General features: G+C 74.7%; 21 protein-coding genes. 3 read left to right on the forward strand and 18 right to left on the reverse strand.

Going from position 1 to position 23,261, the window contains the following annotated elements; all coding sequences use genetic code 11:
* Positions 1-11 precede the first annotated feature (11 nt).
* Positions 12-467 (forward strand): MarR family winged helix-turn-helix transcriptional regulator, encoded by a 456-nt coding sequence (locus ACWCSU_RS43725; RefSeq protein WP_357705534.1) that lies wholly within the window; start codon positions 12-14, stop codon positions 465-467.
* Here the strand turns inward: ACWCSU_RS43725 and menC are convergent.
* The 11 genes from menC to ACWCSU_RS43780 form a co-directional block, all read right to left on the reverse strand.
* Positions 451-1,569, reverse strand: a complete 1,119-nt coding sequence (gene menC, locus ACWCSU_RS43730) for an o-succinylbenzoate synthase (RefSeq protein ID WP_364098221.1) — start codon at positions 1,567-1,569, stop codon at positions 451-453. The genes ACWCSU_RS43725 and menC overlap by 17 nt on opposite strands.
* On the reverse strand, positions 1,566-2,363 hold the full coding sequence (locus ACWCSU_RS43735; RefSeq protein ID WP_449942426.1) for a GNAT family N-acetyltransferase: 798 nt from the start codon (positions 2,361-2,363) through the stop codon (positions 1,566-1,568). Before ACWCSU_RS43735 ends, menC begins: the two co-directional genes overlap by 4 nt.
* 53 nt (positions 2,364-2,416) lie before the next feature.
* Positions 2,417-4,030, reverse strand: coding sequence for a PucR family transcriptional regulator (locus tag ACWCSU_RS43740; RefSeq protein ID WP_449942427.1), 1,614 nt, complete (start codon positions 4,028-4,030; stop codon positions 2,417-2,419).
* Complete coding sequence (locus ACWCSU_RS43745; protein WP_449942428.1) at positions 4,027-5,577, reverse strand: N-acyl-D-amino-acid deacylase family protein; 1,551 nt, start codon at positions 5,575-5,577, stop codon at positions 4,027-4,029. The genes ACWCSU_RS43740 and ACWCSU_RS43745 overlap by 4 nt, the downstream gene beginning before the upstream one ends.
* A gap of 41 nt (positions 5,578-5,618) precedes the next feature.
* Positions 5,619-7,331 (reverse strand): oligopeptide/dipeptide ABC transporter ATP-binding protein, encoded by a 1,713-nt coding sequence (locus tag ACWCSU_RS43750; protein ID WP_449942429.1) that lies wholly within the window; start codon positions 7,329-7,331, stop codon positions 5,619-5,621.
* Positions 7,324-8,181, reverse strand: a complete 858-nt coding sequence (locus ACWCSU_RS43755; RefSeq protein ID WP_449942430.1) for an ABC transporter permease — start codon at positions 8,179-8,181, stop codon at positions 7,324-7,326. The genes ACWCSU_RS43750 and ACWCSU_RS43755 overlap by 8 nt, the downstream gene beginning before the upstream one ends.
* Positions 8,178-9,125 carry an ABC transporter permease gene (locus ACWCSU_RS43760; protein WP_449942431.1) on the reverse strand — a complete coding sequence of 316 codons (948 nt, stop codon included), beginning with the start codon at positions 9,123-9,125 and terminating at the stop codon, positions 8,178-8,180. Before ACWCSU_RS43760 ends, ACWCSU_RS43755 begins: the two co-directional genes overlap by 4 nt.
* Positions 9,125-10,684, reverse strand: a complete 1,560-nt coding sequence (locus ACWCSU_RS43765) for an ABC transporter substrate-binding protein (protein ID WP_449942432.1) — start codon at positions 10,682-10,684, stop codon at positions 9,125-9,127. The genes ACWCSU_RS43760 and ACWCSU_RS43765 overlap by 1 nt, the downstream gene beginning before the upstream one ends.
* A 121-nt stretch (positions 10,685-10,805) precedes the next feature.
* Complete coding sequence (locus ACWCSU_RS43770) at positions 10,806-12,374, reverse strand: serine hydrolase domain-containing protein (protein ID WP_449942433.1); 1,569 nt, start codon at positions 12,372-12,374, stop codon at positions 10,806-10,808.
* Positions 12,375-12,471: 97 nt separating this feature from the next.
* Complete coding sequence (locus tag ACWCSU_RS43775; RefSeq protein ID WP_449942434.1) at positions 12,472-13,905, reverse strand: MFS transporter; 1,434 nt, start codon at positions 13,903-13,905, stop codon at positions 12,472-12,474.
* A gap of 63 nt (positions 13,906-13,968) precedes the next feature.
* A complete protein-coding gene (locus tag ACWCSU_RS43780) occupies positions 13,969-14,580 on the reverse strand; it encodes a TetR/AcrR family transcriptional regulator (RefSeq protein WP_357705545.1) in 612 nt (203 codons plus the stop codon).
* Between the two features lie 69 nt (positions 14,581-14,649).
* Between ACWCSU_RS43780 and ACWCSU_RS43785 the strand changes: the two genes are divergently transcribed.
* The gene (locus tag ACWCSU_RS43785) at positions 14,650-15,969 is read left to right on the forward strand and encodes a M14 family zinc carboxypeptidase (RefSeq protein WP_449942435.1); all 1,320 of its coding nucleotides are present in this window, start codon (positions 14,650-14,652) and stop codon (positions 15,967-15,969) included.
* Positions 15,970-16,009: 40 nt separating this feature from the next.
* Here ACWCSU_RS43785 and ACWCSU_RS43790 read toward each other — a convergent pair whose 3' ends face one another.
* From ACWCSU_RS43790 to ACWCSU_RS43805, 4 genes are read right to left on the reverse strand one after another with little or no spacing between them, the layout of a single operon-like run.
* Positions 16,010-16,696: an alpha/beta hydrolase family protein gene (locus ACWCSU_RS43790; protein ID WP_449942436.1), complete on the reverse strand. Its 687-nt coding sequence runs from the start codon at positions 16,694-16,696 to the stop codon at positions 16,010-16,012.
* 2 nt (positions 16,697-16,698) lie between these two features.
* Positions 16,699-18,024, reverse strand: coding sequence for an FAD-dependent oxidoreductase (locus tag ACWCSU_RS43795; RefSeq protein ID WP_449942437.1), 1,326 nt, complete (start codon positions 18,022-18,024; stop codon positions 16,699-16,701).
* The gene (gene kynU, locus ACWCSU_RS43800) at positions 18,021-19,286 is read right to left on the reverse strand and encodes a kynureninase (RefSeq protein ID WP_449942438.1); all 1,266 of its coding nucleotides are present in this window, start codon (positions 19,284-19,286) and stop codon (positions 18,021-18,023) included. The genes ACWCSU_RS43795 and kynU overlap by 4 nt, the downstream gene beginning before the upstream one ends.
* A gap of 14 nt (positions 19,287-19,300) precedes the next feature.
* Entirely contained in the window at positions 19,301-20,188 is an 888-nt protein-coding gene (locus ACWCSU_RS43805; protein ID WP_357705550.1) for a tryptophan 2,3-dioxygenase, read from the reverse strand.
* A 152-nt stretch (positions 20,189-20,340) separates the two neighbouring features.
* On the opposite strand from ACWCSU_RS43805, the gene ACWCSU_RS43810 reads away from it, so the two are divergent.
* Positions 20,341-20,775, forward strand: a complete 435-nt coding sequence (locus tag ACWCSU_RS43810) for an Lrp/AsnC family transcriptional regulator (RefSeq protein ID WP_357705569.1) — start codon at positions 20,341-20,343, stop codon at positions 20,773-20,775.
* A 16-nt stretch (positions 20,776-20,791) separates the two neighbouring features.
* Here ACWCSU_RS43810 and ACWCSU_RS43815 read toward each other — a convergent pair whose 3' ends face one another.
* The 3 genes from ACWCSU_RS43815 to ACWCSU_RS43825 are packed head-to-tail and all read right to left on the reverse strand — an operon-like array spanning position 20,792 to position 23,259.
* A complete protein-coding gene (locus tag ACWCSU_RS43815) occupies positions 20,792-21,073 on the reverse strand; it encodes a DUF7336 domain-containing protein (protein ID WP_449942439.1) in 282 nt (93 codons plus the stop codon).
* A 21-nt stretch (positions 21,074-21,094) separates the two neighbouring features.
* Positions 21,095-22,285: a carboxylesterase family protein gene (locus tag ACWCSU_RS43820; protein WP_449942440.1), complete on the reverse strand. Its 1,191-nt coding sequence runs from the start codon at positions 22,283-22,285 to the stop codon at positions 21,095-21,097.
* Complete coding sequence (locus ACWCSU_RS43825) at positions 22,282-23,259, reverse strand: amidohydrolase family protein (RefSeq protein ID WP_449942449.1); 978 nt, start codon at positions 23,257-23,259, stop codon at positions 22,282-22,284. The genes ACWCSU_RS43820 and ACWCSU_RS43825 overlap by 4 nt, the downstream gene beginning before the upstream one ends.
* Between the last annotated feature and the right edge of the window lie 2 nt (positions 23,260-23,261).

The following is a 23,261-nucleotide window of genomic DNA, read 5'->3' on the forward strand; positions in this document are numbered from 1 at the left end:
ACGCTCGACGCATGACCCGCTGGCTCACCGACGACGAACAACAGGCGTGGCGCGCCTTCGGCCTGGCCACCCGCCTGCTGACCGATCGTCTGGAACGCGACCTGATGGCGGCGGCCGACATGCCGCCCACCTACTACGAGCTGCTCGTCCTGCTGTCGGAGGCCCCCGCGCGCACGATGCGCATGAGCGAGCTGGCGCACTGGACCAACTCCAAGCCGAGCCGCATCTCACACGCGGTCAACAAGCTGGAGCAGAAGGGCTGGGTGCGCCGGGAGCACTACGCCGGCGACCGGCGCGGCTGGCTGGCGGTGCTCACCGACGACGGGCTCGACGCGCTCCGGGCCGCCGCCCCGGAGCACGTCGCCAGCGTCCGCGAGCACCTGGTCGACCTGCTCACCGAGGAACAGCTGCGACAGCTCGCCGACATCAGTCAGGTCCTGCTCGACCACCTCATCGAGAAGGGGTGACGCGTACGGGCGGCTCGGCGGTGAACGCCGCCAGGGCGTCCGGGTCCGGCGCGACGCCGATCCCGGGGCCGTCGGGGACCGTGATGGAGTCGCCGGTCAGCACGACCGGCGCGGTGAGGTCGCGCTCGAAGTAGCGGGCGGTCGCCGAGATGTCGCCCGGCAGGGTGAAGCCGGGCAGGCTGGCCAGCGCCAGGTTCGCCGTCCGGCCGAGCCCGGTCTCCAGCATCCCGCCGCACCACACCGGCACGTCGGCGGCCCGGGCCAGGTCGTGGATCCGGCGGGCCTCCAGGTAGCCGCCGACCCGGCCGGGCTTGATGTTGATCACCGAGCAGGCGCGCGCCCTGATGGCGGCGGTGGCGGCGCGGGCCGAGGTGATCGACTCGTCCAGGCAGATCGGCGTGTCCATGCGGGCGGCGAGCAGGGCGTGGCCGTGCAGGTCGTCCGGGGCGAAGGGCTGCTCCAGCAGGGTCAGGCCGTACGCGTCGAGGCGGGCCAGGTGGCGGGCGTCGGCGGGGGCGTAGGCGGTGTTGGCGTCGGCGGTGAGCATCAGGCCGGGGCCGAACGTCTCGCGCACCAGCCGGACCGGCTCCAGGTCCCAGCCGGGCTCGATCTTGAGCTTGATCCGGGCGTACCCGGCGCCGACGTGCCGGTCCACGGTGTCGAGCAGGTCGTCGAGGGTGGCGGCGATGCCGACCGACACGCCGACGCGTACGCTGCGCCGCACCCCGCCCAGGTAGGCGGCCAGTGACAGGCCGCGCGCCTTGAGCACGGCGTCCAGGACGGCCGTCTCGACGGCGGCCTTGGCCATCGGATGGCCGCGCAGGTGCGCCAGCGCGGGCGCGACGCCGGCCGGGTCGAGGCCGGGCACCGCGAACAGGGCGGGCAGCAGGAAGCGGCGGATGAGGTCGGCCGCGCCCTCCAGGTACTCGGGGCTGTAGGTGGGCTCGTCCTCGGCCACGCACTCGCCCCAGCCCTCCTCCCCCTCGGCCCCGCGCACGCGCACCAGCAGCGCCCGGCGCTCGGTCTGCGTGCCGAGCGAGGTGCGGAACGGGGTGAGCAGCGGCAGCGCGACCGTGTGCAGCTCGGCCTCGGCGATCCTCACGCCGCACGCTCCAGCACGTACCAGCCGTCCCTGGTGAAGGTGGCGATCCGGTAGCCGCGGGCGAGCGCGCCGCCCAGGGCGGCCCGCTGGGCGGCCCGCCACCGCGCCGCCTCCGCGGGGTCCTCGCGCCGCAGCCGCTCGGCGTCGGCGGGCGTCGCGCAGCGCAGTACGGCCGCGCCGCCCGGCTCGCGCGGCGCCCCGGTCTCGTCGAGGATCACCTCGGCCTTCTCGGTCCCGCCCAGGGCGGACAGCCCCGAGTCCGGGGCCGCCGGGACAGGGCTCCGCGCCGGATCCAGGGCAGGGGCAGGGGTCACGGGCCAGTGGGCGAACAGACGGTCGGTGAGGTCGCCGCCGTTGATGCCGTCGTTCATCGGCCCGTAGAAGTCGGGGACGTACCGCTCGGCCCGCGCGCCGAGCCTGCCCAGGTTGAAGAAGGCGTTGCGGCGTACGAGCGGGTCGAAGGTCCAGGAGATGGAGCTCAGGCCGCGTTCGGCGGCCCACGCCCGCTGGTGTGCCTTGATCGCCTGGCCGACCCCCCGGCCCCGCGCCTCGGCGGCCACGCCCACCACGTGGGAGTGCAGGCCGGCCCCCTCGGCCAGGAACCCGGAGGCGGCGGCCACGAGCTCGCCGCCGAGGAAGGCGCCGCTGACGTACCCGCCGGTGTGCTCAAGGGCGCACATGAGGTCGACGGCCACCGGCGGATCGTCGCCCGCCCTGGTGTTCCAGACGCGGCGCAGCAGCCGGTCGGCGGCCTGGAACTCGGAGGTTCCGTGGAGGATGCGGATTTCGAGCATGGCACCAGCATTCCGCCGGACCGCCGCCGGATCGTTGGCGCGCAAGCCCAACTTCAGCCGCCGCCGTTTGTGCCGGACGCCGGGCTCCGGCCGCCGCCCGTGCCGCCCGTGGCGCCCGCGCCGATCTCGGCCAGCCGGAGCTGGAGGCCCAGCACGAGCCGGACGTCGGGGTCGTCGAGCGGGATCAGCTCGCCGATGCGGCGCAGCCGGTACCTGAGCGTGTTGGGGTGCAGCGACAACGTCTCGGCCGCCCTGGGCACGTCGTAGTGGGCGGCCAGCCAGACCCGCAGGCTGCGGACGTAGTCGGTGCCGTGCCCGGCGTCGTGCTCGGCCACCAGGGACAGCGGCTCGCCCGCCGCCGGGCCGGACCGCATCGAGGCGGCCGCGTCCAGCAGGAACAGCGCCGCGGCCAGCTCCTCGTGCAGGCCCACCTCGCCGCCCGCGAACGGGCCGCCCATCGCGCGCAGCGCCTCGTCGGCCTGCCGGGCGGCGGCCGGGACCTGGGCGACCGAGGCCGCGGTCCGTCCGACGCCCGCCCGCCAGTGCCCGCCGAGCCGGTCGGTGATCCGGCCGAGGGTCTCGGCGGTGACGCGCCGCAGCAGCGCGGTCCCGGCGCCGGCCGCCACGATCGCGTACGTCCGGCCGTCCACGGCGCCGACGGCGGCCCTGATCCGGTAGACGGCGTAGGCGGTGCGCAGCAGGTCGGCGGCGTGCGTGGCGGCGAAGACGTCGGTCCGCCCGGCCGGGTCCCCGGCGGCCACCACCCTGACCGGCTCGTCCGGGCGCAGGCCCAAGGAGGCGGCCAGCTCCCCGGCGGGGCCTGCGCCGCGCAGCAGCCGGCCCACCCACTCGTCCCTGGTCCGGCGGGCCTCGTCGGCGGCCAGGCTGAGGCGGGCCAGGTGCGGGGCGGCGGTCCTGGCGGCCTCGGCGAGCACCGCGTCGGCGTCGGGCGCGAGCGGCTCGTCCGCCTGGATGGCCCAGATCGTGCCGAGCGCCTCGCCCCTGGCGCGGACCGCGATGGCCAGCCGGGGCAGGTACTCGCGCGGCTCGTGGCTCCACACGGCCCCCTCGCAGCGCAGGACGGCGGCGTACTCCTCGGCGTTCGTCGGGTGCTCGGGCACGCGCCGGCCGAGGATGCCCTCCCTGCGCAGGTCGTCGATCGGCTGGCCGATCGTGGAGTAGGCCAGGACGCGCATGGCCAGGTCCTCGATGGCCACCGCGCCCCCGACGCGGGCGGCGACCTGGTTGGCCAGCGCGAACAGGTCGCCCGCCTGGCCGCCGCCCAGGTCCGCGGCCGGGGCGACGAGCGCGAGCAGGGCGTCCACCAGGGCGTAGAGCTGGCCCCAGGCCAGGCCGGGGGCGGCGGCCAGCAGCGCCACGCCCGCGCCGCGGGCCGCCTCGGTCAGCGCGGCGGCGTCGCCGATCCCGGCCCGGACGACGACCGCGCTCACGCCCGCCCCGGCCGCGCTCTCCAGCAGGGACGGCTCCGGCCTGCCGGTGGCCAGCAGCAGCGCCCCGGCGTAGGCGGCCAGCGGCTCGTCGGAGCCGTGGATGACCGGCGCGCCCACCATCGCCTGGCGGCCGGACGGCAGGCACAGCGCGCTCACCGTCTCCGCGCCGAGGCTGTCGAGCAGCACGCCGAGCGTCACCCGGCCCTGGCCGCTCACGCCCGCCCCCCGCGCAGGAGGCGTCCGTGCCGGCCGCCGGTGAACTCGCCGTCGTCGATCACCATGCGGCCGCCCAGGAGCACGTGGGTGACGCCGGCCGGGCGGGTGGCGGGCTCGTCGTAGGTGCCGTCGTGGCGGATGGCGGCGGGGTCGAACACGCACACGTCGGCGACCGCTCCCCTGCCCAGCCAGCCCCGGTCGGCCAGGCCGAACTGGGCCGCGGTGGCCGAGCCGACCTTCCTGATCGCCTCGGCCATCGGCACGAGCCCGCGTTCGCGCACGTACTCGCCGAGGAAGGTGGGGAAGGTGCCGTACGTGCGCGGATGGGTCGGCCCCTCGGGCGGCCCGCCGTCGGAGCCGATCGACACGAGGGGGTGCCGCATGATCCGGGTGACGTCGTCGTCGTGCATGGTGTGGAAGACGCCGTCGGCGTGCGGGTCGGCCATGAGCAGGTCGCACAGCGCGTCCCAGGGCTCGCGGCCGTCCAGCAGGTCGGCCAGCGAGCGGCCGGTGACGCCGGCGGAGGCGTGCCGCAGCAGCCGCACGTCCTCGGGGTGCGTCTCCCGCCACAGGCCGACGCCGGTCGTGCGCTCGGGATCCTCGGCCAGCGCGCGCAGCGCCCGCCGTTCCGCCGGGTCGGCCAGCCTCCTGAGCAGCTCCGGCTCACCGCCTTCGCACGCGGTGGGCGGCAGCAGCGCGACCAGCCCGGTGCAGAACGCCCGGTACGGGTACACGTCGGCCCGCACGTCCACGCCCCGGACCCGGGCGGCCGTCAGCTTGTCCAGCAGCATGGCCGACGAGCCGTGCACAGCCCGGCCCGACGCCTTGCAGTGGGAGACCTGCAGCCGCACCCCGGCCGCCGCCGCGACCTCGACGGCCTCGTCCAGCGCGCCGGCCAGCCCCTCGCTCTCGCTGCGCAGATGGGTGGCGTAGACGAGGTTCCAGCGCCGGGCCGCGCGGGCCAGCGCGATCAGCTCGCCGGTGCCGGCGTAGGCGCCCGGCACGTACTCCAGGCCGCTGGACAGCCCGCACGCGCCCGCGGCGAACGCCTCCTCGGCCAACTCGGTCATCCGGTCGAGCGCGCCGGGCGGCGGCGCGGCGTCCATGCCGCAGACGGCCGTGCGCAGCGTGTTGTGGCCGACGAGCGCGGCCAGGTTGTTGGTCGTGCCCTCCCGCTCCACGGCGTCGAGGTAACCGCCGAAGGTGGTGAAGGCGTGCTCGCCGAAGATCCCGGGGGCGAAATGGGCCGACTCGGAGTCGGCCGGTCCGCAGGAGAAGCCGCAGTTCCCGATGATCTCGGTGGTGACGCCCTGCCACAGCTTGAACGGCTGCTCCCCGGCCATGAACGGCACGGTGTCGGAATGGCTGTGCGGGTCGATGAAGCCGGGCGCGACGACCATGCCGTCCACGTCCACCACGCGGGCGGCCCGGCCGAGGTCACGGCCGGTCGCGGTGACGCGTCCGCCACCGATGGCCACGTCCGCGGTACGGCCGGGCGAGCCGAACCCGTCGTGCAGAGTGCCGCCGCGCAGAATGAGGTCGTGCATGCAGGTATTACCTTTCCCGGGTACGAGATTCGTCGGTCATGTCAGGGGACGGCCGCCACCAGGCGCCTGGTGTAGTCGTGGGCGGGGGCGTCCAGGACGGCCGAGGTGGTCCCCTCCTCCACGACCGCGCCCTTCAGCAGCACCACGGTCCTGGCGGCGACCTGGCGGACGACCGCCAGGTCGTGGGTGATGAACAACATCCCGGTGCCGAGCTCCCGGCCGATGCCGCGCAGCAGTTCGAGCACGTGCGCCTGGACCGACACGTCCAGGGAGGCGACCGGTTCGTCGCAGATCAGCAGCGCGGGCCGGACGGCCAGGGCGCGGGCGATGGCGACGCGCTGGCGTTCGCCGCCGGACAACGCCTTGGGGCGGCGGGCGGCGTACGCGGCGGGCAGGCCGACCAGCTCCAGCAGCTCGCCCACGCCGATCCGGTCGGCGGGCGCGGCCCTGGCGATCGCCTCGGCCAGCGTCGCGCCGACGGTCATGGCGGGGTTGAGCGAGGTGGAGGGGTCCTGGAAGACGCACTGGACGAGCCGGTGCACCCGGGCACGCTCGCGCGGGTCCAGGGCGGCCCGGTCGGTGACGTCGAGGCCGGCCAGCCGGATCCGGCCGCCGTCGGGGGTGAGCAGGCCGAGCACCGAGCGGGCCAGCGTGGTCTTCCCCGAGCCCGACTCCCCCACCAGGCCGACGGTCTCGCCGGGGTTCACGTGCAGGCTGACGCCGCCCAGGGCGGTGTGGGCGCCGTACCGTTTGCGCAGGTCCTCGACGTGCAGCAGCGGTTCGCTGCCGGCCGGGGCGGCGGGGAGCGCGGCCTCGCGCAGCGGCGGGCGGGCGGCCCCGGCGGTGTCGTGGACGCAGGCGGTCAGCCGGTCACGGCCGATCGGGCGCAACGGCGGCCTGGCCGCGGTGCAGGCGTCCGCGACCCGGTCGCAGCGGGTGGCGAACGCGCAGACGCCGGCCACCGCGTCCGCCCGCGGCACGGCGCCCGGGATGCCCACCAGGCGTTCCAGCGTGAGCTCGGCCGAGGGCAGCGCGCCCAGCAGCCCCGAGGTGTACGGGTGCGCGGGCGCCGAGGCCAGCTCCGGGCCGGGCCCCTGCTCGACGACGCGCCCGGCGTACATCACGGCGACCCGGTCGCAGACGGCGAACGCCACGCGCAGGTCGTGGGTGATGAGCAGCACGCCCATGCCCCGCGCCTCCTGCACGCGGCGCAGCAGCGCCAGGATCTCGTGCTGGGTGGTGGCGTCCAGCGCGGTGGTGGGTTCGTCGGCGACGAGCAGTTCGGGGTCGCCGGCCAGCGCGGCGGCCAGGGCGACGCGCTGCCGCATGCCGCCCGAGAGCTGGAAGGGGTAGCGCCCGGCCACGGCGGGGTCGTCGATGCCGACCTCGGCCAGCCTGCGGGCGATCTCCTGCCGGGACGTCCGGCCGCGCAGGGTCTCGGCGATGTGCGCGCCGGCCGTGCGCAGCGGGTTGAGCATGGCGAAGGGGTCCTGCATGAGCAGCGAGATCCGCCGTCCGCGCACGCCGCGCAGCAGCCGCTCGGACGCGCCGACAAGCTGGGTGCCGCCGACCTCGACCGACCCCTCGGCGCGCAGGCCGCGCGGGAGCAGGCCGACGAGGGCGCGGGCGGTCAGGGACTTGCCGCTGCCGGACTCGCCGACCAGCCCGACGGTCTCGCCCGCGGCGACCGTCAGGTCCACGCCGTCCACGAGCACCCGGTCGCCGACGACCCGCAGGCCGCGTGTCTCAAGCATCGGAGAGCCTCTCGAAGAGCTGGTCGCCCAGCAGGGTGGCGGCGGTGGCGGCGACGGTGACCAGCGCGGCGGGCACCACCGCGGCCCACGGGTTGAGGTCGAGCAGGCCGCGGTTCTCCTCGATCATCAGCCCCCAGTCGGGCGTGCCGGCGGGCAGGCCGATGCCCAGGAAGGACAGACCGGAGAGCGCGACCAGCGCGGCGACGAAGCTGAGCAGCGCGCCCGCCACGACCGTGGGCGCGATGTTGGGCAGCAGGTGCCTGAACATGATCCGGGTGCGGCTGAGCCCGAGCGTCCGGGCCGCCTCGGCGTAGGCCAGCTCGCGCTGGGCCATGGTGAGGCTGCGCACCACCCGGATGTCGCCGGGCGTGAACAGCACCGCCATCGCCAGCACCGCCCAGCCGATGCCGCCGCCGAGCACGCCCACCAGGACGATCAGCATGAGCAGTCCCGGCATCGCGATGAGCAGGTCGACCACGCGCATCAAGACGGCGTCGATCCAGCCGCGGCGGTAGCCGGCCAGCAGCCCGAGCGAGGTGCTCATCGCGCAGGTGCCCAGCGCGACGACGACCGGCCACAGCAGCGCCGAGCGGGCTCCGGCCAGGCAGCGCGACAACACGTCCCGGCCCAGCTCGTCGGTGCCCGCCCAGTGGGCCCAGCCGGGCATCGTCGCGCCGAGCGCGAGGTCCTGCGCGGCCGGGTCGTAGGGGGCGATCCACGTTCCGAACAGGGCGGCTGCCGCCATGAGGGCCAGGATCCCACCCGACAGCAGCGTCAACGGCCCCGGCCCGGTCCGGCGCAGCCGGCGCGCCCGTCCGCCGAGGCGCACGGTCCCCGGCACGACGCTCACGCGGCCACCGCCCCGTGGCGCACCCGCGGGTCCACCGCGAGGTAGGCCAGGTCGATCAGCAGGTTGACGGCGACCACCACGGCGCCTCCCATCAGGACGAGCGCCTGGACGACGGGCAGGTCCTTCTGCCCGACCGCGCTGACGAGCAGCTCGCCGACGCCGTGCAGCCCGAAGGCCCGTTCGACGAACAGCGCGCCGGTGAGGTTGGCGGCCAGCAGCAGGCCGCCGACCGTGAGGACGGGCAGCGCGGTGTTGCGCAGCGCGTACCCGATCCAGTAGCGGGCCCGGCCGACGCCGCGCGCCCGGGCGAAGGTCATGTAGTCCTGCCCGGCCAGGTCGAGCGCGGCCGCCCGCATCTGCCTGATGACGACCGCCGCCTGCCCGGTGGCCAGCGCGATCGCGGGCAGCGTCAGGTGCGCGACCCGCTCGGCGAACGTCTCGCCCGCGCCGAAGACGGGGAACCAGCCGAGGGTGACGGCGAAGCCGTACAGCAGCAGGATGCTCATGGCGAACGGCGGGATCGCGAGGCCGACCAGCGCGGAGAGCGTGATGCCCCGGTCGAGCGGGCCGCCCCTGTGCATGGCGGCGGCCAGCCCGGCGGGCAGGCCGACGGCGAGGGTGAGGATGATCGCGTAGGCGGCCAGGCCGGCGGTGACCGGCAGGCGGTCGGCGATGACGCCGGCGACCGGTTCGCGGCTGTAGAGGGAGGCGCCGAAGTCGCCGCGCACGGCGTCGCCGAGCCAGGTGGCGTAGCGGACGGGCAGCGGGTCGTCGAGGTGGTACTGCGCGCGGACGGCGGCGCGCGACTCGGCGGTGGAGGGCCGCGGCCCGAGCAGGACCTGCTCCGGGTCCCCGGGGGCGAGCGCCAGCAGCGCGTAGGTGAGCACGGACAGCACGCCGAGCAGGAGCAGCGCGGCGGCCAGGCGGCGGGCGACGAAGGCCATCAGGCACCGGCCGCCGGGCGGATGGTGCTGAAGACGTTCATGGTCCAGGTGCCGAACCGGCCGGTGAACCGCTTGCGCAGCGCGACGGCGGCCTCCTTGGTGTAGAGCGGCACGTACGGCACCTGGTCGGCGATCTCGGCCAGCACCTCGGTGACGGCGGCGGCACGGTCGGCGCCCTCGTGCGTGCCGAGGTCGTCGAGCCGGGCGTCGGTCTCGGGCGAGCCGTAGCCGCTGAAGTTGAAGCCCTGGGGCCCGGCCGAGGCGCGGCTGACCAGGTCGGGCAGCACCTCGCCCGGGTCGGGGGTGCCGTAGAGCAGGTCGACGAGCTGCAGCGGGGTGTCCTGGTGGCTGAACATGCGCTGCCGGTACTGCTCGGTGGGCAGCGGCTGGAGGTCGAGCTTGATGCCGATCAATGCCAGGTCGGCGACGATGGCCTGGAGCGCCTTGACGTCGTCGCTGCCGCTGTCGTACGGCGCGGCCAGGGTGAAGCCCTCGGGGTGGGCCGACTTGGCCAGCTCGGCCTTGGCGGCGTTCACGTCGTGGGGGTAGGCGGGCAGCTTCGGCGGCGTGCCACCGTACAGGGCGGCGATCTGGGGCTTGGGCAGCATCAGGTCGGCGATGCCGCCGTGGCCGCTGGTCATGAGCGTGGCCAGCGCCTCCCGGTCGAGGGCGTGGGCGATGGCGCGGCGTACGTGCACGTCCTTGAGCGGGCCCTCGCGGACGCCGAGGGACAGGTAGGCGATGTTGTTGGCCGGGTAGAAGGCGGTCGTGACGCCGGACAGGGCGCTCCACTTGCGCGTCTCGCTGACCTGGATGTCGTTGGTGCCGTCCACCTCGCCGGAGGAGACGGCCAGGCGCAACGTCTCGGGGTCGCCGATCGCCTTGACCTCGATCCTGCGCAGCGCCGGCTTCGGCCCCCAGTACAGCTCGTTGCGTTCCAGCGTCACCCCCGAGGTGAGCGAGAACTTCGTGACCTTGAAGGGGCCGGAGCCGAGGGTGCCGACCTCGGGCGAGCCGAGGTCCTTCGGGTGCGCGGCGGCCAGCTTCTTCGGCACGATCTGCCAGGCCAGCGCGGCGGTGGCCAGGAAGGCGGGGCTGGGCTTGCCGAGGGTGACCTTCACCGTGCGCGGGCCGGTGACCTCGACCTTCTTGACCTGCGTGACGTAGCTGGCGGCCTGGGAGGTCACGGCGGGGTCGAGGTGGCGGGTCAGGGAGTAGGCGGCGTCCTCGGCGGTGACCGGCGTGCCGTCGCTGAACCTCGGGCCCTCGCGCAGGGTGAAGACGTACGTGCGCGGGTCGGGATGGGTCCAGGAGGCGGCGATGCTCGGGATGACCCTGCCGTCCGGGCCGAGGGTCACCATCGTGTCGAGGACGGCGAACTGCACGGTGGTGGAAGCGTCGTTGAAGCCGTGGGCGATGTCGAGGCTGTTGGGGGCGAGCCCCATCGCCCAGCGGAGCGTGTCGGGGGCCGCGCCAGAGCTCGCGGCTCCGGCGCAGCCGGTCACCAGCACGAGCAGAGCGCCCGTCGCGAGCCTGGCGAGTGCGGTTGCGGATGTCATGGAACCACCTCGGGGAGTGAGCGGGGGGAATAGTCGGACGCTAGAAGCCCGGCCCCCCTCGTTCACTGACCCGGCAGCCAAACTCTGCGCGCCCCGGCTCGTGCTGCAGGCCAACACGGCCCTAGACCAGACCAGGGGGGACGCCGACGGGCGCGGTGCCCTCGGGCTGGGCGGCGAAGCGCAGGCCGAGCAGGCCGAAGCCGCTGAGCAGCAGGTCGCCGTCCCCGTCGAGGCGCAGGGTGAACGGGCCGGCCCGCCACGTCCCGGCGGGTGCGGGGGCGACGGGGGCCTGGAAGGTCAGGCCGACGCGCAGCATGCCCTCGTCGATGACGGCGAGCACGCCCGTCTCGTCGTTGAGCCAGGCGCCCCGCGGGACGGGCCCCTCCCCCGGCGGGTCGCACGGCTCGTACACGTGCGGCCACCGGATCGACCCGTCGTGGCCGAACAGCAGCCGCCCGTCCTCCGGCACCAGCCAGATCCGGCCGGCCGGCACCTGCGCGTACCAGCGGCCGTCTTCGTCGAGGGCGAGCTCGAAGTCGGTGGCGCCGGTCAGGGAGATTCCGCCGCCGCCGTCGTCGCCGTCGGCGGGTTCGAGGGTGAGGGTGGCGTCGGTCTCCGGGTCGTGCCAGTGGCCGAGCAGGGCGGGCCGCGCCGCCTCGGCGTCGGCCCGGCGGGCCGGGGCCGGACGGGGGGCCGGGTCCTGGCCGGTGAGGGCGCGGGCCAGGCGGAGGCTGAGGCCGACGGGGTCCAGGCCGCTGTGGTTGGTCAGCACGGCCACGCCGAGGCCGGGCTCCGGCAGGTGGAGCAGGTTGCCGACGTAGCCGTGCATGCCGCCGGCGTGGCCGTACCCGGCCGCCTCGCCGACGGCCAGGTGGCAGATGCCGCGGGCGTACCGCAGGACGGCGCCGTCGGCGAGCACGGTCCGCTCCAGCAGCGCGGCGCGCACGTCGGCGCCCAGCACCCGGCCGTCGGCCAGGAAACCGAACCAGGGGGCGAGGTCGGCGACACCGGTCACCAGGCCGCCGTCACCGACCGCGCTCTCCTGCGTGTCGGCCCGCGCGCCGGCGCCGTCGTAGCCGTAGGCCATCCGCGGCAGCGGGACGGAGGCGTCGTCGCGGAAGACGGTGTCGTCCATGCCGAGCGGGCCGAACAGCCGCTCGCGGGCGAAGTCGGCCAGCGACCGGCCGGTGAGCCGCCGGACCACGACGGCGGCCAGGACGTAGCCGGTGTTGGAGTAGGAGAAGCGGGTGCCGGGCTCGAACGAGGTCCGGCGCACGCCCGCCACGATCTTCATCAGGCGTTCCTCGTCCATCAGGGTGAACGGGACGCCGGTGACGGCCTGCAGGCCGTACCACTCGGGCAGGCCGCCGGTGTGCCGCAGGCACTGGTCGAGCGTGACGGGCACGCCGAGCCGCAGCTCGGGCACGTGCTCGCGAACGTCGTCCGCCAGGCTCAGCCTGCCGTCGCGCGCCAGCAGAAGCAGGCACGCGGCGGTGAACTGCTTGCTGATGGAGGCGATGTCGAAGCGGGTGCGGGAGTCGATCGGGACGCCGAACTCGACGGTCGCCACGCCCCTGGCCGAGGTGTGCAGCACCTTGCCGTCGGCGTAGACCCCGACCGCCAGCCCCGGCCCGTCGGGGCGGAGGCCGGGAAGGGCGTCGAGCGCGCGTTCTACCTGCTCAAAATCCATCGTTCAAGTATCTGGATGTCCTGGTTCGAAACACTTGTCCGGAGCGGCAAACCTGGGGGCCGCGTGGTTGGTCTGCCGCACAGGGCCGTCCTGGCGGTCACGCGCTCTCGCCGGGGCGCACGGCCGACTTCGCCGCCGGGGCGGGAGCGGCGTCCCCGGCTCGTGCCCGCCGCACGGCGGCGGGGATCACGAAGGCGGCGGCGACGGCCAGCAGGCCGAGCGCCGCCGACAGCAGGTACGTGTCGACGAAGCTCTGCTCGGTGGGCACCCCCGCGACCGCGCCCGAAGCCAGCACCATGGCGCCCAACTGCGCGCCGAATGTGCCGCCGATGCTCTTGGCGACGAAGACCACGCCGCTGACCCCGGCCGAGCGGTCGCCGGGCACGTCGGAGGCCACCGCGTTGAGCCCGGCGGTCAGGCCGACGGAACCGCCCAGCCCCATGACCGTCACCCCGGCCATGACCTGCCACGGGGAGGAGTGCCACAGGGCCAGCCCGCCGGTCCCGGCGCAGACGAGCGCGCTGCCGAGCACCAGCACGGCACGCCGTCCGAGCAACCTGGTCATCGGCCCGACCAGCGGCGCGACCACGGTGCCCGCGATCCCCATGGGGAACATGTAGATCCCGATCCACAGGGTGTCGGCGCCCAGGCCGTACCCGGTCCCGGCGGGCGCGGCCAGCATCATCGGCAGCGCGACGACGAGGCCGAAGGAGGCGAAGCCGAACACGACCCCCATGGCCGTCACCCCGGCCGGGGTGCGTCCGGCCAGCAGCCGCAGATCCACGAGCGGGTCGGCGACGCGCAGCTCGACGACCGCCCACGAGCCCAGCGTCAGGGCGGCGGCGGCGAACAGGGCGAGGGTGGCCGGGGCCGTCCAGCCCCAGGCGGAGGCGGCGGTCAGGCCCAGCATGAGCAGGGCCACGCCGCCGCCGAGCAGCAGCCCGCCCGTCCAGTCGACGCGACCGCCGGCCGCGCGCGGGGTGGCCGGAACCGTGTACCAGGCCAGGAGGAAGGCCGCCGCCACGCCGATCACGGCGAGCAGGAACAACCACCGGTAGCCGAGGGCCGAGCTGATCGGCCCGGCCAGGATGAGGCCGAGGGCGCTGGCCAGCGCGGCGATGCCGATGACCAGGCCGTTGCCGGTGGCGGCGCGCTCGGGGGTGAGGGTGTCGCGGAACAGCCCCACGGTCAGGGGCAACACGCCCAGCCAGATGCCCTCGACCGCCATGCCCGCGATCAGCACGGTGATGTTCGGCGCCAGGGCGGCGAGCAGGACCCCGGCGCCGCTGATCGCCATCAGCGCGAGCAGCACCCGCCGTTTGTCGTACATGTCGGCCAGGCGGCCGACGACGGGAGTGCTGATCGCCGAGCTGATCAGCGAGCCGGTGAAGATCCACGCGAGCGCCCCGGGGGAGGCCGCCAGATCCTGCTGGACGAGCGGGAGCGCGGGCGAGAGCGTCATCTCCATGGTCTGGAGGACGCCGATGAACAACACCGGCGCGCCGATGACGCCGAAGCCGGATCTGGACATGGTTCTGCCTTTCGGGGTGGGGTGACGTGCGGCCGTGTGGTCCCCCCGAACCCCGGCCGTGATCTAGGCCGGGCCGAGCACCTTCGGCGTGATCAGCGCCTGGGCGGTCTGGACGAAGAACTCCTCGTCGGCCTCATGGGCGCCGAGCACGACGCCCTGGCCGAGCCCGGCCAGCAGGGCCTTCAGCGCGCGGGCCAGGCGCAGCGCCTGCCCGCCCGTGACGGCGGCGCCGTCGTGCTCGCGGCCGGTGAACAGCGCGGCGAGGTCGACCTCGGTCGAGCTGATCGAGGTGTTGAGCCTGCCGCGCAGCTCGGGGTCGTTGAGCACGAGGTCGAGGACGCGGGTCTCGAACAGCAGCCCACCTGCGGCCTGCGGGTCGGCCGACATGCGCAGGAAGCGGCGGGCGATCTCGGCCACGACCTCGTCCAGGCGGGCGCTCTGCCCGCCGGCCTCGGTCGCGCGCAGGTCGAGCGGGCCGACGTAGTCGTCGACCATGGCGGCCATCAGCCCGTTCTTGCCGCCGAACAGCGAGTAGACCGCGCCCGTGGTCAGGCCGGCCAGCTCGGCGATGTCCTCCAGCTTCGCCTTCGAGCCGTCCCGGCCGACGATCTCGCGCGCGGCCTCGATCAGCGCGCGCTTGTTGGCGGCCTTGCTCTCCGCTCTGGTCAGCCGCATGGCGTCTCCTGCATGCCGTAACGATAATCTGATTTACTAGAATAATCCAGATTATCAGGAGGCTCGTAGATGGACGTCGCCCCCCAGATGAGCCGCGTGCCCGGCTTCACCGCGTTCCCGACGGTGGACCAGATGCACGCCGAGCTCGACGACCTCGCCGCCGCCCACCCCGACCTGGTGCGCCTGCGCCGCATCGGCACGTCCCGCCTGGGCGAGCCGCTGCGGGTGGCGACCGTCGGCGCCGGCCCCCATGACGCCGTGATCATCGGCGGTCCCCATCCCAACGAGCCCATCGGCGCGCTCACCGTCAGCGCGCTGCTGCGCCTGCTCGTCGAGGACGCCGCGCTGCGCGAGGGCTTCGGCTACCGCTGGCATCTGATCCCGTGCGCCGATCCCGACGGCGCCCGGCTCAACGAGGGCTGGTACGCCCGCCCGAGCGACCGCCGGGCCTACGCCGAGCACTTCTACCGCCCCGCCGAGGCCGACCAGGTCGAATGGACCTTCCCGCTCACCGGCGAGGACTACTTCTTCGACCGCACCCTGCCGGAGACCGAGGCGCTGATGCGGCTGATGGACGAGGTCCGGCCCGCCTTCGTCTACTCCCTGCACAACGGGGAGCTCCAGGGCGCGTTCTACTACCTCAGCCGGAACGACCCCGCGCTCGCCGCCCGCCTGACCGCCATCGCCACGGCCGAGGGCCTGCCGCTGCACATGGGCCCGCCGGAGCTGCCGGGCGCCGTCCAGATCGCGCCGGCGGCCTACCTGACGCCGCGCGGCGCCGACATCGCCGCCACGTACGGCATCGGCGGCGGCAGCGTCGACTACGCCGAGCGCTTCGGCGCCCTGCACCTGATCGCCGAGCTGCCCTACTGGGCCGACCCCCGCGTCGCCGACCAGACCCCGACCGGCCAGAAGTACCACGAGACGATCCGCGACTCCCTGGCCGGGCAGCGCGAGCTGATCGGCGAGCTGGCCGCCTCGCTCGCCCGCGCCAAGGGCGACCTGACCGTGCGGTCCCTCTTCCGCCGGGCGCTGGAGGACTTCGTCGGCGCCCACGACGAGTTCATCAGCGAGTGGGAGGACCTGCCCGGCACCGACCGCCCGGCCACGGTGGCCGAGGCGGTCGGCGGCCGGCAGCTCGTGCACACCATGCGGCTGCGGTACTGCGGCACCTACCTGCGGATGCTGGACGCCGAGCTGGCCGCGGGCAACCTGACGCCCGTCATCCGGGCCGAGCGCGCCCGGCTCGGCGCGCGGTTCGACGAGTGGTTCGAGGAGGCCGAGTCCGAGGCGATGGGCACGCCGATCCCGCTCCGCTCGCTGGTCGCCGTGCAGCTCGGCGCGGCGCTGCTCGGGGCGGACGCCGCCAGGCGGGCGGACCCGGCCTGAGCCCCGGCGCCCCGGCCGCACCCGGCCGGGGCGCCGCCGGTCAGACGAGCAGGAGGGCGGTCAGCGCCCGCTCGACCAGCGGCCAGGTGCGGCTCTCCGGGTCGATGAGCACGAAGTGGCCCGCCCCCGGGACGCGCACCAGCGACGCCGCCGGATGGGCCGCCGCGTACGACTCCGAGAGCTCGACGGGGACGCGCTCGTCCGCCGTGCCGTGCACGATCACCACCGGGCCCGCCGGGGCCGGCAGCCGGACGGGGTCCAGGCCGGGATGGTCGTCCGGCGGCCCGCCGAGGAAGTCGGTCACCGCGCCGCCGTCGAGCCCCAGCCGCGCCGCGAGCCGCAGGTCGGCGACGGGGGCCAGGGCGAGGACGGCCGCCCCGGCCGGCGCGGCGCACAGGGCGAGGTGGCCGCCGGCCGAGTGCCCGACGACGACCGACGGCTGAAGGAGCCCGACCGCGGCCCGCAGGTCCGCGACCGTCGCCGCCGGATCGCCCGGCCTGCGGCGGTACTCGACGGCGGCCACGCTGTACCCCGCCCGGTGCAGCGCGTTGGCCATCGGCCGCAGGTGCGTCCGGTCGTACTCCGGACGCCAGAACCCGCCGTGGACCAGCGCCACCACGGGCCCCTCGTCCGGCCAGAGGTCGATCACCTGGTCGGCGTCCGGCCCGTACCGCAGGGCGCGGACGGGACCGGGGGCCGGGCGGGTCAGGACGGCGCGGTTCTCCACCGTCACCTCCCGGCCGGCCGGCGGGACCACAGCCGGGCGACCCCGGCCGCGCCCGCCGCCAGCAGCGCGGCCCCCGCCCCGGCCAGCGCCAGGTGCTGCCGCCGCACCCGCCGCCTGACCTGCGTGTACGGCACCGTGGAGAAGGACACCAGCTCGTACCGCGACACGTAACGGCCGGGCAGCGCGCGTTCGAGCCGGTGCTCGACGCTCTTGGTCAGCCGGTGGACCGGGGAGGCGACCTTGTCGCGCATCTCGACGAAGTTGGCCAGCGCCATCTCGGCGATCGCGTCGGTGTCGTCCCTGCGCCGCCGTTCGAACAGCGGCAGCGCGCGGGCCCAGTCGCCGTCGGTGTCGGTCAGGCACCGGTCCAGCACGGTCACGTCCTCGAAGCCGCAGTTGGCGCCCTGGCCGTAGAAGGGCACGATGGCGTGCGCCGCGTCGCCGATGAGGCCGACCCTGCCGTCCGCCTGCCACGGCGCGCACCGGACGGTGCCGAGCAGGCCGACCGGATTGTCCAGGTACTCCCGTACCAGACCGGGCGCGAGGGGGGGCACGTCCGGGTAGTGGTCGTGGAAGTGGCGTTCGATCGCCGCCGGGCTGCTCAGGGAGGCGAAGCTCGACGTGCCGCCGGTCGGCCAGAACATCGTGCAGGTGAAGGAGCGGTCGGGGTTGGGCAGCGCGATCATCATCGAGGTGCCGCGCGGCCAGATGTGCAGGGCGCCGGGGTCGAGGGCGAACTCGCCGTCCGCGGACGGGATCGTCAGCTCCTTGTAGCCGTGGCCGAGGAAGTCCAGGCTCTCGTGGATGCCCCGGTGGGCCAGCAACTGTCCCCGTACGGCCGAGTTCGCGCCGTCGGCGCCGAGCACGACGTCGGCCCTCGCGTGTACCGGGCCGTCGGCGGTCTCGAAGGCCATGGCGCCGGTCGCCGGATCGAGGCCGGTCAGCCGGTGCCCGAAGAAGATCTTCACGCCCGGCGCGGACTCGGCGGCGTCCAGCAGCGTGTTGTTGAGCGCGCCGCGGCCGATGGAGTTGATCGAGCGCACCCCGTCATGGCTGTACGGCTGGAAGTCGAGCGGCCCGCGCACGGGGTGGATCATCCGGCCGCGCATCGGGAGCGCGTCGGCCATGATCTTCTCCTCCAGGCCGATCCGGCGCAGCGCGTCCAGGCCGCGTTCGGAGATGGCCAGGTTGATCGACCGGCCGCGCGGCGCGTTGCCGGCGCGCGGGTCGGGCCGCCGTTCGTGGACGGTCACGTCCAGGCCGCGGCGGGCCAGGTAGCAGGCCAGCAGGCAGCCGGTGAGGCCCGCCCCGATCACGGTGACGTTCATCGGTCCTCCTCGACGCACTCGGCCAGCGCCACGGCAGCCCGCCAGCAGTCGTGATAGGTGGAGTACAGCGGCGTCGGCGCGAGGCGGACGACGTCCGGCTCGCGGGCGTCGGCGATCACCCCGTGCTCATGGCGCAGCCGCCGGGTCAGCTCGGCCGCGCCGCCGCGCCCGACCCGCAGGGAGAGCTGGCAGCCCCGGCGGCCGGGGTCGCGCGGCGTGATCACCGTGATCGGCCTGGTGGGGGTGACCCGGTCGAGCAGGCTCTCCAGGTATCCGGTGAGCCGTACGCTGCGGGCCCGCAGGGCGGTCATCCCGATCCGGTCGAACAGGCCGAGCGAGGTGCGCACCGGGCCCATCGCGTGGATCGGCGGGTTGGAGATCTGCCAGGCGTCGGCGCTGGCCGGCGGACGGGAGACCGGCGCCATCTCGAACCGGGTCGCCTGTTCGGTGCTCCACCAGCCCTCCAGCCGCGGCAGCGCCGGGTCGCCCAGGTGCCGCTGGTGGACGAACACGCCGCCGAGCGCCCCGGGCCCGGAGTTGAGGTACTTGTAGGAGCACCAGGCGGCGAAGTCCGGCCCCCACGCGTGCAGCTCCAGCGGGACGTTCCCGGCGGCGTGCGCGAGGTCCCAGCCGACCGCCGCGCCGCTCGCCCGCCCGGCCGCCGTGATCGCCGGGATGTCCAGGAGCTCGCCGGTCAGGTAGTTGACGCCGCCCAGCAGGACCAGCGCGACCGTGTCGCCCTCGCGGGCCAGGAAGTCGAGCACGTCCTGGCCGCCGCCCAGCCGGACCACCGTCTCGTCCGGGTCGAGGCCGTGCAGGCGGGCCTGGCTGCGCACGGCGTAGCTGTCGGAGGGGAACGCGGTGTCCTCGATGACGATCCGGGTCCGCGCGCCGCGCGGCCGGTAGAACGAGACCATCAGCAGGTGCAGGTTGACCGTCAGCGAGTTCATCACCACGGTCTCCTCGGGCAGCGCGCCGACCAGCCGGGCCGCCGGTCCGGTGAGCCGCTCGTGGTAGGGCAGCCAGGGGCGGGCCCCCTCCAGATGTCCCTCCACGCCGAGCCGGGCCCATGCGTCGAGGTCCTCGGCCAGTTCCGCCGCGGTCGCCCGGGGCTGGAGGCCCAGGGAGTTGCCGGCGAAGTAGGCGCACTCGGGGTGGCTGCCGCCGGTGGCGGGCGGGATGAGGAAGAGGTCGCGGTGGCCCGGGTCGTCGCGGTCGCGCCGGAGCGCGTCCTGCTCGGCGGGCTTCCGGTCGTCGGTCACGTGGGGTCCGCCCTTCACATGTGGGTCCGGGCGGACCACAGCTCGGGGAAGACCACCCGCGCCATGCTGCGTTCCAGCCAGGCCAGGCCGTTGGAGCCGCCGCTGCCGGGCTTGGCGCCCATCGACCGGCGGACCGCGGTGACGTGCGCGTACCGCCAGTCGCCGAACAGCTCGGCCACGTCGGTCAGCGCCTCGCCGAGCAGCCGCAGCGCGTTGCCGGGGCCGCTGTCGCGGTACACCTCGACCCAGGCCCGCTCGACGGCCGGGTGCGGCTCGTGCTCGGTGGCGAAGTCGCGCTCCAGCAACTCGCCGGGCAGGTCGTGGCCGTCGCGGGCCAGCAGGGCGATGGCGTCGTCCCACAGGCTCGGCGACTCCAGGGTCCTGAGCAGGTCGCGGTGGGTCCTGTCCTGGCGTCTGAACGGGCGCAGCAGCGCCGGGTTCTTCAGCCCCAGCAGGAACTCCACGTGCCGGTACATCGCCGACTGCAGGCCGCTGGCCTCGCCGAGCTCGTCCCGGAAGCGGTTGAAGTCCGCGGGGGTCATCCAGCGCAGGCCGCGCCAGCTCGCGTTCAGGCCCTCCAGGTGCAGCGCGGTACGGCGCAGCGGGTCCAGCGCGGCCCACACGTCGTCGGCCCGCAGCCGCTCCTGGGCGTTGCGCAGTTCGAAGGCGATGAGCTTGAAGTACAGCTCCATCACCTGAGTGATCATCAGGAACGACATCTCGCCCGCGTCGTCGCTCATCGGGTGCTGCAACTCGTGCAGCACGTCGGTGCGGACGTAGGCGTCGTAGGGGGTGCGGGTCTCGAAGTCCAGGGTGGGGGCGCCGCCGGTGGTCCTGGCTCGTTCGGCGCGTTCCTCCGCCGTGGTCGGCCGCAGTGCCGATAACTGTCGCGTCGCGTCCACGCGCTTGCCCTTCTCGTTGTTCTTCCCTCCATGATGGCGTCGGGAGGGCGGCGAAGGAATGCCATATGAACGGCTATATCGCGATATAGGCTTATGTTTCGGGATAAATCGTGATTTGGGGTTTACGAACGGAAGGCTTGATCGTGGATGAGATGGACTGGGAGCTGCTGCGCGAGCTCCAGGACAACGCCCGGCTCTCCCTCAAGGAGCTGTCCCGCCGGATCCACCTCTCCCCGCCCGCGGTGGCCGACCGCGTACGCAAGCTGGAGGAGTCGGGGGTGATCACCGGCTACCACGCGACGGTCGACCCGGTGCAGGCCGGCTGGCCGGTGTCGGCCTTCATCCGCATGTCCTGCTACGGCGCGCGCTGCGTGCTGCGCGACCCGGAGGTGGCCGGCTGGCCCGAGGTGCGCGAGATCCACCGGGTCACCGGCGACGTGTGCAGCATCCTGCGGATCGTGGCGGTCTCCATGGTGGCCTTCGAGGACCTGATCGACCGCCTGGCGGTCTACGGCCCGCCGTCCAGCACCATGATCCTCTCAACCCCTCTCCCCGGCCACCCCCTCACCGCCCCCGACGGCCCCTGAGGGTTCGGCCCGAGGCTCAGGGTTCCGTCACGAAGCCCTCGGTCCACTTGTCGGTGTCGATCTCGTGCTCGCCGTACCAGAAGCAGCGGGGCTCGTCGCGGAAGCCGGGCAGCTCCCGCGCCGAGGCGATGCGCTGTCTGGCCCGCTCCTGGCTGGAGTAGACGCCGAGCAACTTGACGTCGTCTCCTCGGTCCTCCTGGGCCGAGAAGTCGCCGTCGACGAAATGCATGACGTTCCCGTCCTCGTCCCGTGCGACGTGGTGGACGTGCCAGAGGAGGTAGACGCGGGGAGCGGGCAATTCGGGGCCTCCGTCGGCGGGTCAGTCGGGGGGTGGGGCGCCGTGGCAGAAGTGGGCGAAGTCGGTGGTCATCGAGTGTGCCAGCGCGTCCACGTGCGGGCCCGTGCCGGTCAGCGGGGTCCCGTGGGTGCCGAGGTAGAGGGGGACGTCCACCAGGTGGCAGGCGCCCAGCTCGATCCCGCCGTGGCTCATGGGCGAGCGGTGCCCGCAGATCCGGTGCCCGGCGGGGCCGTGGTGAGCCGCGGCGATCTCCTGGGCGGGGCCGGTGAAGACGGCATCGGTGTCCAGGCCGTCCTGGCCGATCGCGCTGAACAGGCGGGTCTCCTCGGCCGTGGTCGTCACCAGCAGCGGGACCGGCGCGGCGGCGCCCGTGCGGATGGCCTCCATCGGGTGGACGGCCAGCAGGTCGCCGTCCACGACGGGTGCGACGGGCAGCAGGCCGTCCGGGGCCGGGCCGCAGGCGCGTACGGCGGCCTCCTCGGCGGCCAGCAGGTCCGCGAGCGGCACGGCGTACGGGTCCGCGCCGAGCGCCGAGCGGGCCGCCGCGGTCCAGTCGGCGGCCTGGGCGGGCGTGCGGAACCCGTACGGGACGGGGCTCATCGCCGCGGCCCTGGCGAACAGGCCGGGCGCGCACGTCAGCAGGGCCAGCACGCAGGTGCCGCCCGCCGAGTGCCCGGCCAGGGTGACGTCGGCCGGGTCGCCGCCGAGGGCCGCGATGTTGCCGCGCACCCATTCCAGGGCGGCGATCTGGTCACGCAGGCCCAGGTTGGCCGGGACGCCGTCGCCGTGCCAGAAGCCCGGCAGGCCGAGCCGGTAGTTGACGGTCACCACGACCAGGCCGTGGTCGCGGGCGAGCGCGGTGCCGTCGTACATCGCCTGGTCGCCGGAGCCGAAGACGAACGCGCCGCCGTGCAGGAACACCAGCACCGGACGGCGTCCCTCGGTGGAGGGCGTCCAGACGTTGAGGAACAGGCAGTCCTCGGCCGACGCGGCCGGGTCGATCTCCAGGCCCGGCACCCACGCCATGCGGCCGGGCCGCTGCGGCGCGGGCGGGCCGGGCGTGCGGGCGTCCGCGACGCCCCGCCAGGGGCGCGCGGGCTCCGGCGCGGCGAGGCGGCGGGCGGGCGCGGCGTACCGCACCCCCTTGAACGTGCTCACGCCGCCCGCCCGGACGCCGCGCAGCGCCCCGAGAGGCGTGTCGGCGACCGTCATCCCGCGAGCCCGAGGAAGGCGGCGGCGTTGCCGCCCAGGACGGCGGCGCGACCCTCGTCGTCCAGCTCGGCGCAGGCCCGTACGACCGCGCCCGGCTCCTGCTCCCCCAGCGGGAACGGGAAGTCGGTGCCGAGCATGACGCGGTCGGCCCCCATCACCTCGACCAGCAGCCGCAGGGCGCGCGGGTCGAACACGGCCGAGTCCACGTGGAAACGGTCGGTGTAGGCCGACGGCGGCCGCGGCGAGTGCTCGCGAACGATGTCGCGGTGGTGCCAGGCGTTGTCGGCCCGTCCCAGCAGGTAGGCGAAGCTGCCGCCGCCGTGGCAGAAGCACAGCCGCAGCGAGGTCGGCAGCCGCTCGAACGCCCCGGACAACATCAGCGACAGGATGCCGAGGTGGGTCTCGGCCGCCATGCCGACCAGCCACGGCATCATGTGGCCGCGCATGCGGTCGGCGCCGAGCATGTCCCAGGGGTGGACGAGCACCGGCATGTCCTGCTCGGCGCAGTGGGCGAGGAAGGCGACGATGTCGGGGTCGTCCAGGTTGCGCGGGCCGACGTGGTTGCCGATGTGCACGCCGCGGTGGCCGGCCGCCTTGGCCTCGATGACGGTCCTGGCGGCCAGGGCGGCGTCCTGAAGCGGCACCTGGCACAGCGGCAGCAGCCGGTCGGGGGCCTGCGCGCAGTGGTCGAGCACGCGGTCGTTGACCATGGCGCACCACTCGGCGGCGCGGGCCGGGTCGGCCGCGTAGCCGAACAGCAGCGGGGTCGAGGAGATCGCCTGGACGTCCACGCCGGTGCGGTCCATCGCGGCCACGCGGGCCTCGGGGTCCCACAGCTCGGGCGTGACCGGGCGGTAGTCGTCCTCGCCGCTCATCATCATGCCGTCGCGCAGCCACGGCTCGCCGGCGCCCGCGAGCATCCTCGCCTCCTCGCGGCTGATCCGCGGGAAGACGTGCGCGTGCACGTCGATCATGG

The organism is Nonomuraea sp. NPDC001699, assembly GCF_053596455.1.

Bases quoted from the DNA above. Each gene is read 5' to 3' on its own strand.
- ACWCSU_RS43795 (WP_449942437.1), bottom strand. From the start codon at position 18,024: ATGAACGTCACCGTGATCGGGGCGGGCCTCACCGGCTGCCTGCTGGCC.
- ACWCSU_RS43780 (WP_357705545.1), bottom strand. From the start codon at position 14,580: ATGCGGCTGACCAGAGCGGAGAGCAAGGCCGCCAACAAGCGCGCGCTG.
- ACWCSU_RS43785 (WP_449942435.1), top strand. From the start codon at position 14,650: ATGGACGTCGCCCCCCAGATGAGCCGCGTGCCCGGCTTCACCGCGTTC.
- ACWCSU_RS43735 (WP_449942426.1), bottom strand. From the start codon at position 2,363: ATGCTCGAAATCCGCATCCTCCACGGAACCTCCGAGTTCCAGGCCGCC.
- ACWCSU_RS43760 (WP_449942431.1), bottom strand. From the start codon at position 9,125: ATGGCCTTCGTCGCCCGCCGCCTGGCCGCCGCGCTGCTCCTGCTCGGC.
- ACWCSU_RS43810 (WP_357705569.1), top strand. From the start codon at position 20,341: ATGGACTGGGAGCTGCTGCGCGAGCTCCAGGACAACGCCCGGCTCTCC.
- ACWCSU_RS43825 (WP_449942449.1), bottom strand. From the start codon at position 23,259: ATGATCGACGTGCACGCGCACGTCTTCCCGCGGATCAGCCGCGAGGAG.
- ACWCSU_RS43725 (WP_357705534.1), top strand. From the start codon at position 12: ATGACCCGCTGGCTCACCGACGACGAACAACAGGCGTGGCGCGCCTTC.
- ACWCSU_RS43820 (WP_449942440.1), bottom strand. From the start codon at position 22,285: ATGACGGTCGCCGACACGCCTCTCGGGGCGCTGCGCGGCGTCCGGGCG.
- ACWCSU_RS43765 (WP_449942432.1), bottom strand. From the start codon at position 10,684: ATGACATCCGCAACCGCACTCGCCAGGCTCGCGACGGGCGCTCTGCTC.
- ACWCSU_RS43770 (WP_449942433.1), bottom strand. From the start codon at position 12,374: ATGGATTTTGAGCAGGTAGAACGCGCGCTCGACGCCCTTCCCGGCCTC.
- ACWCSU_RS43745 (WP_449942428.1), bottom strand. From the start codon at position 5,577: ATGCACGACCTCATTCTGCGCGGCGGCACTCTGCACGACGGGTTCGGC.
- ACWCSU_RS43775 (WP_449942434.1), bottom strand. From the start codon at position 13,905: ATGTCCAGATCCGGCTTCGGCGTCATCGGCGCGCCGGTGTTGTTCATC.
- ACWCSU_RS43750 (WP_449942429.1), bottom strand. From the start codon at position 7,331: ATGCTTGAGACACGCGGCCTGCGGGTCGTCGGCGACCGGGTGCTCGTG.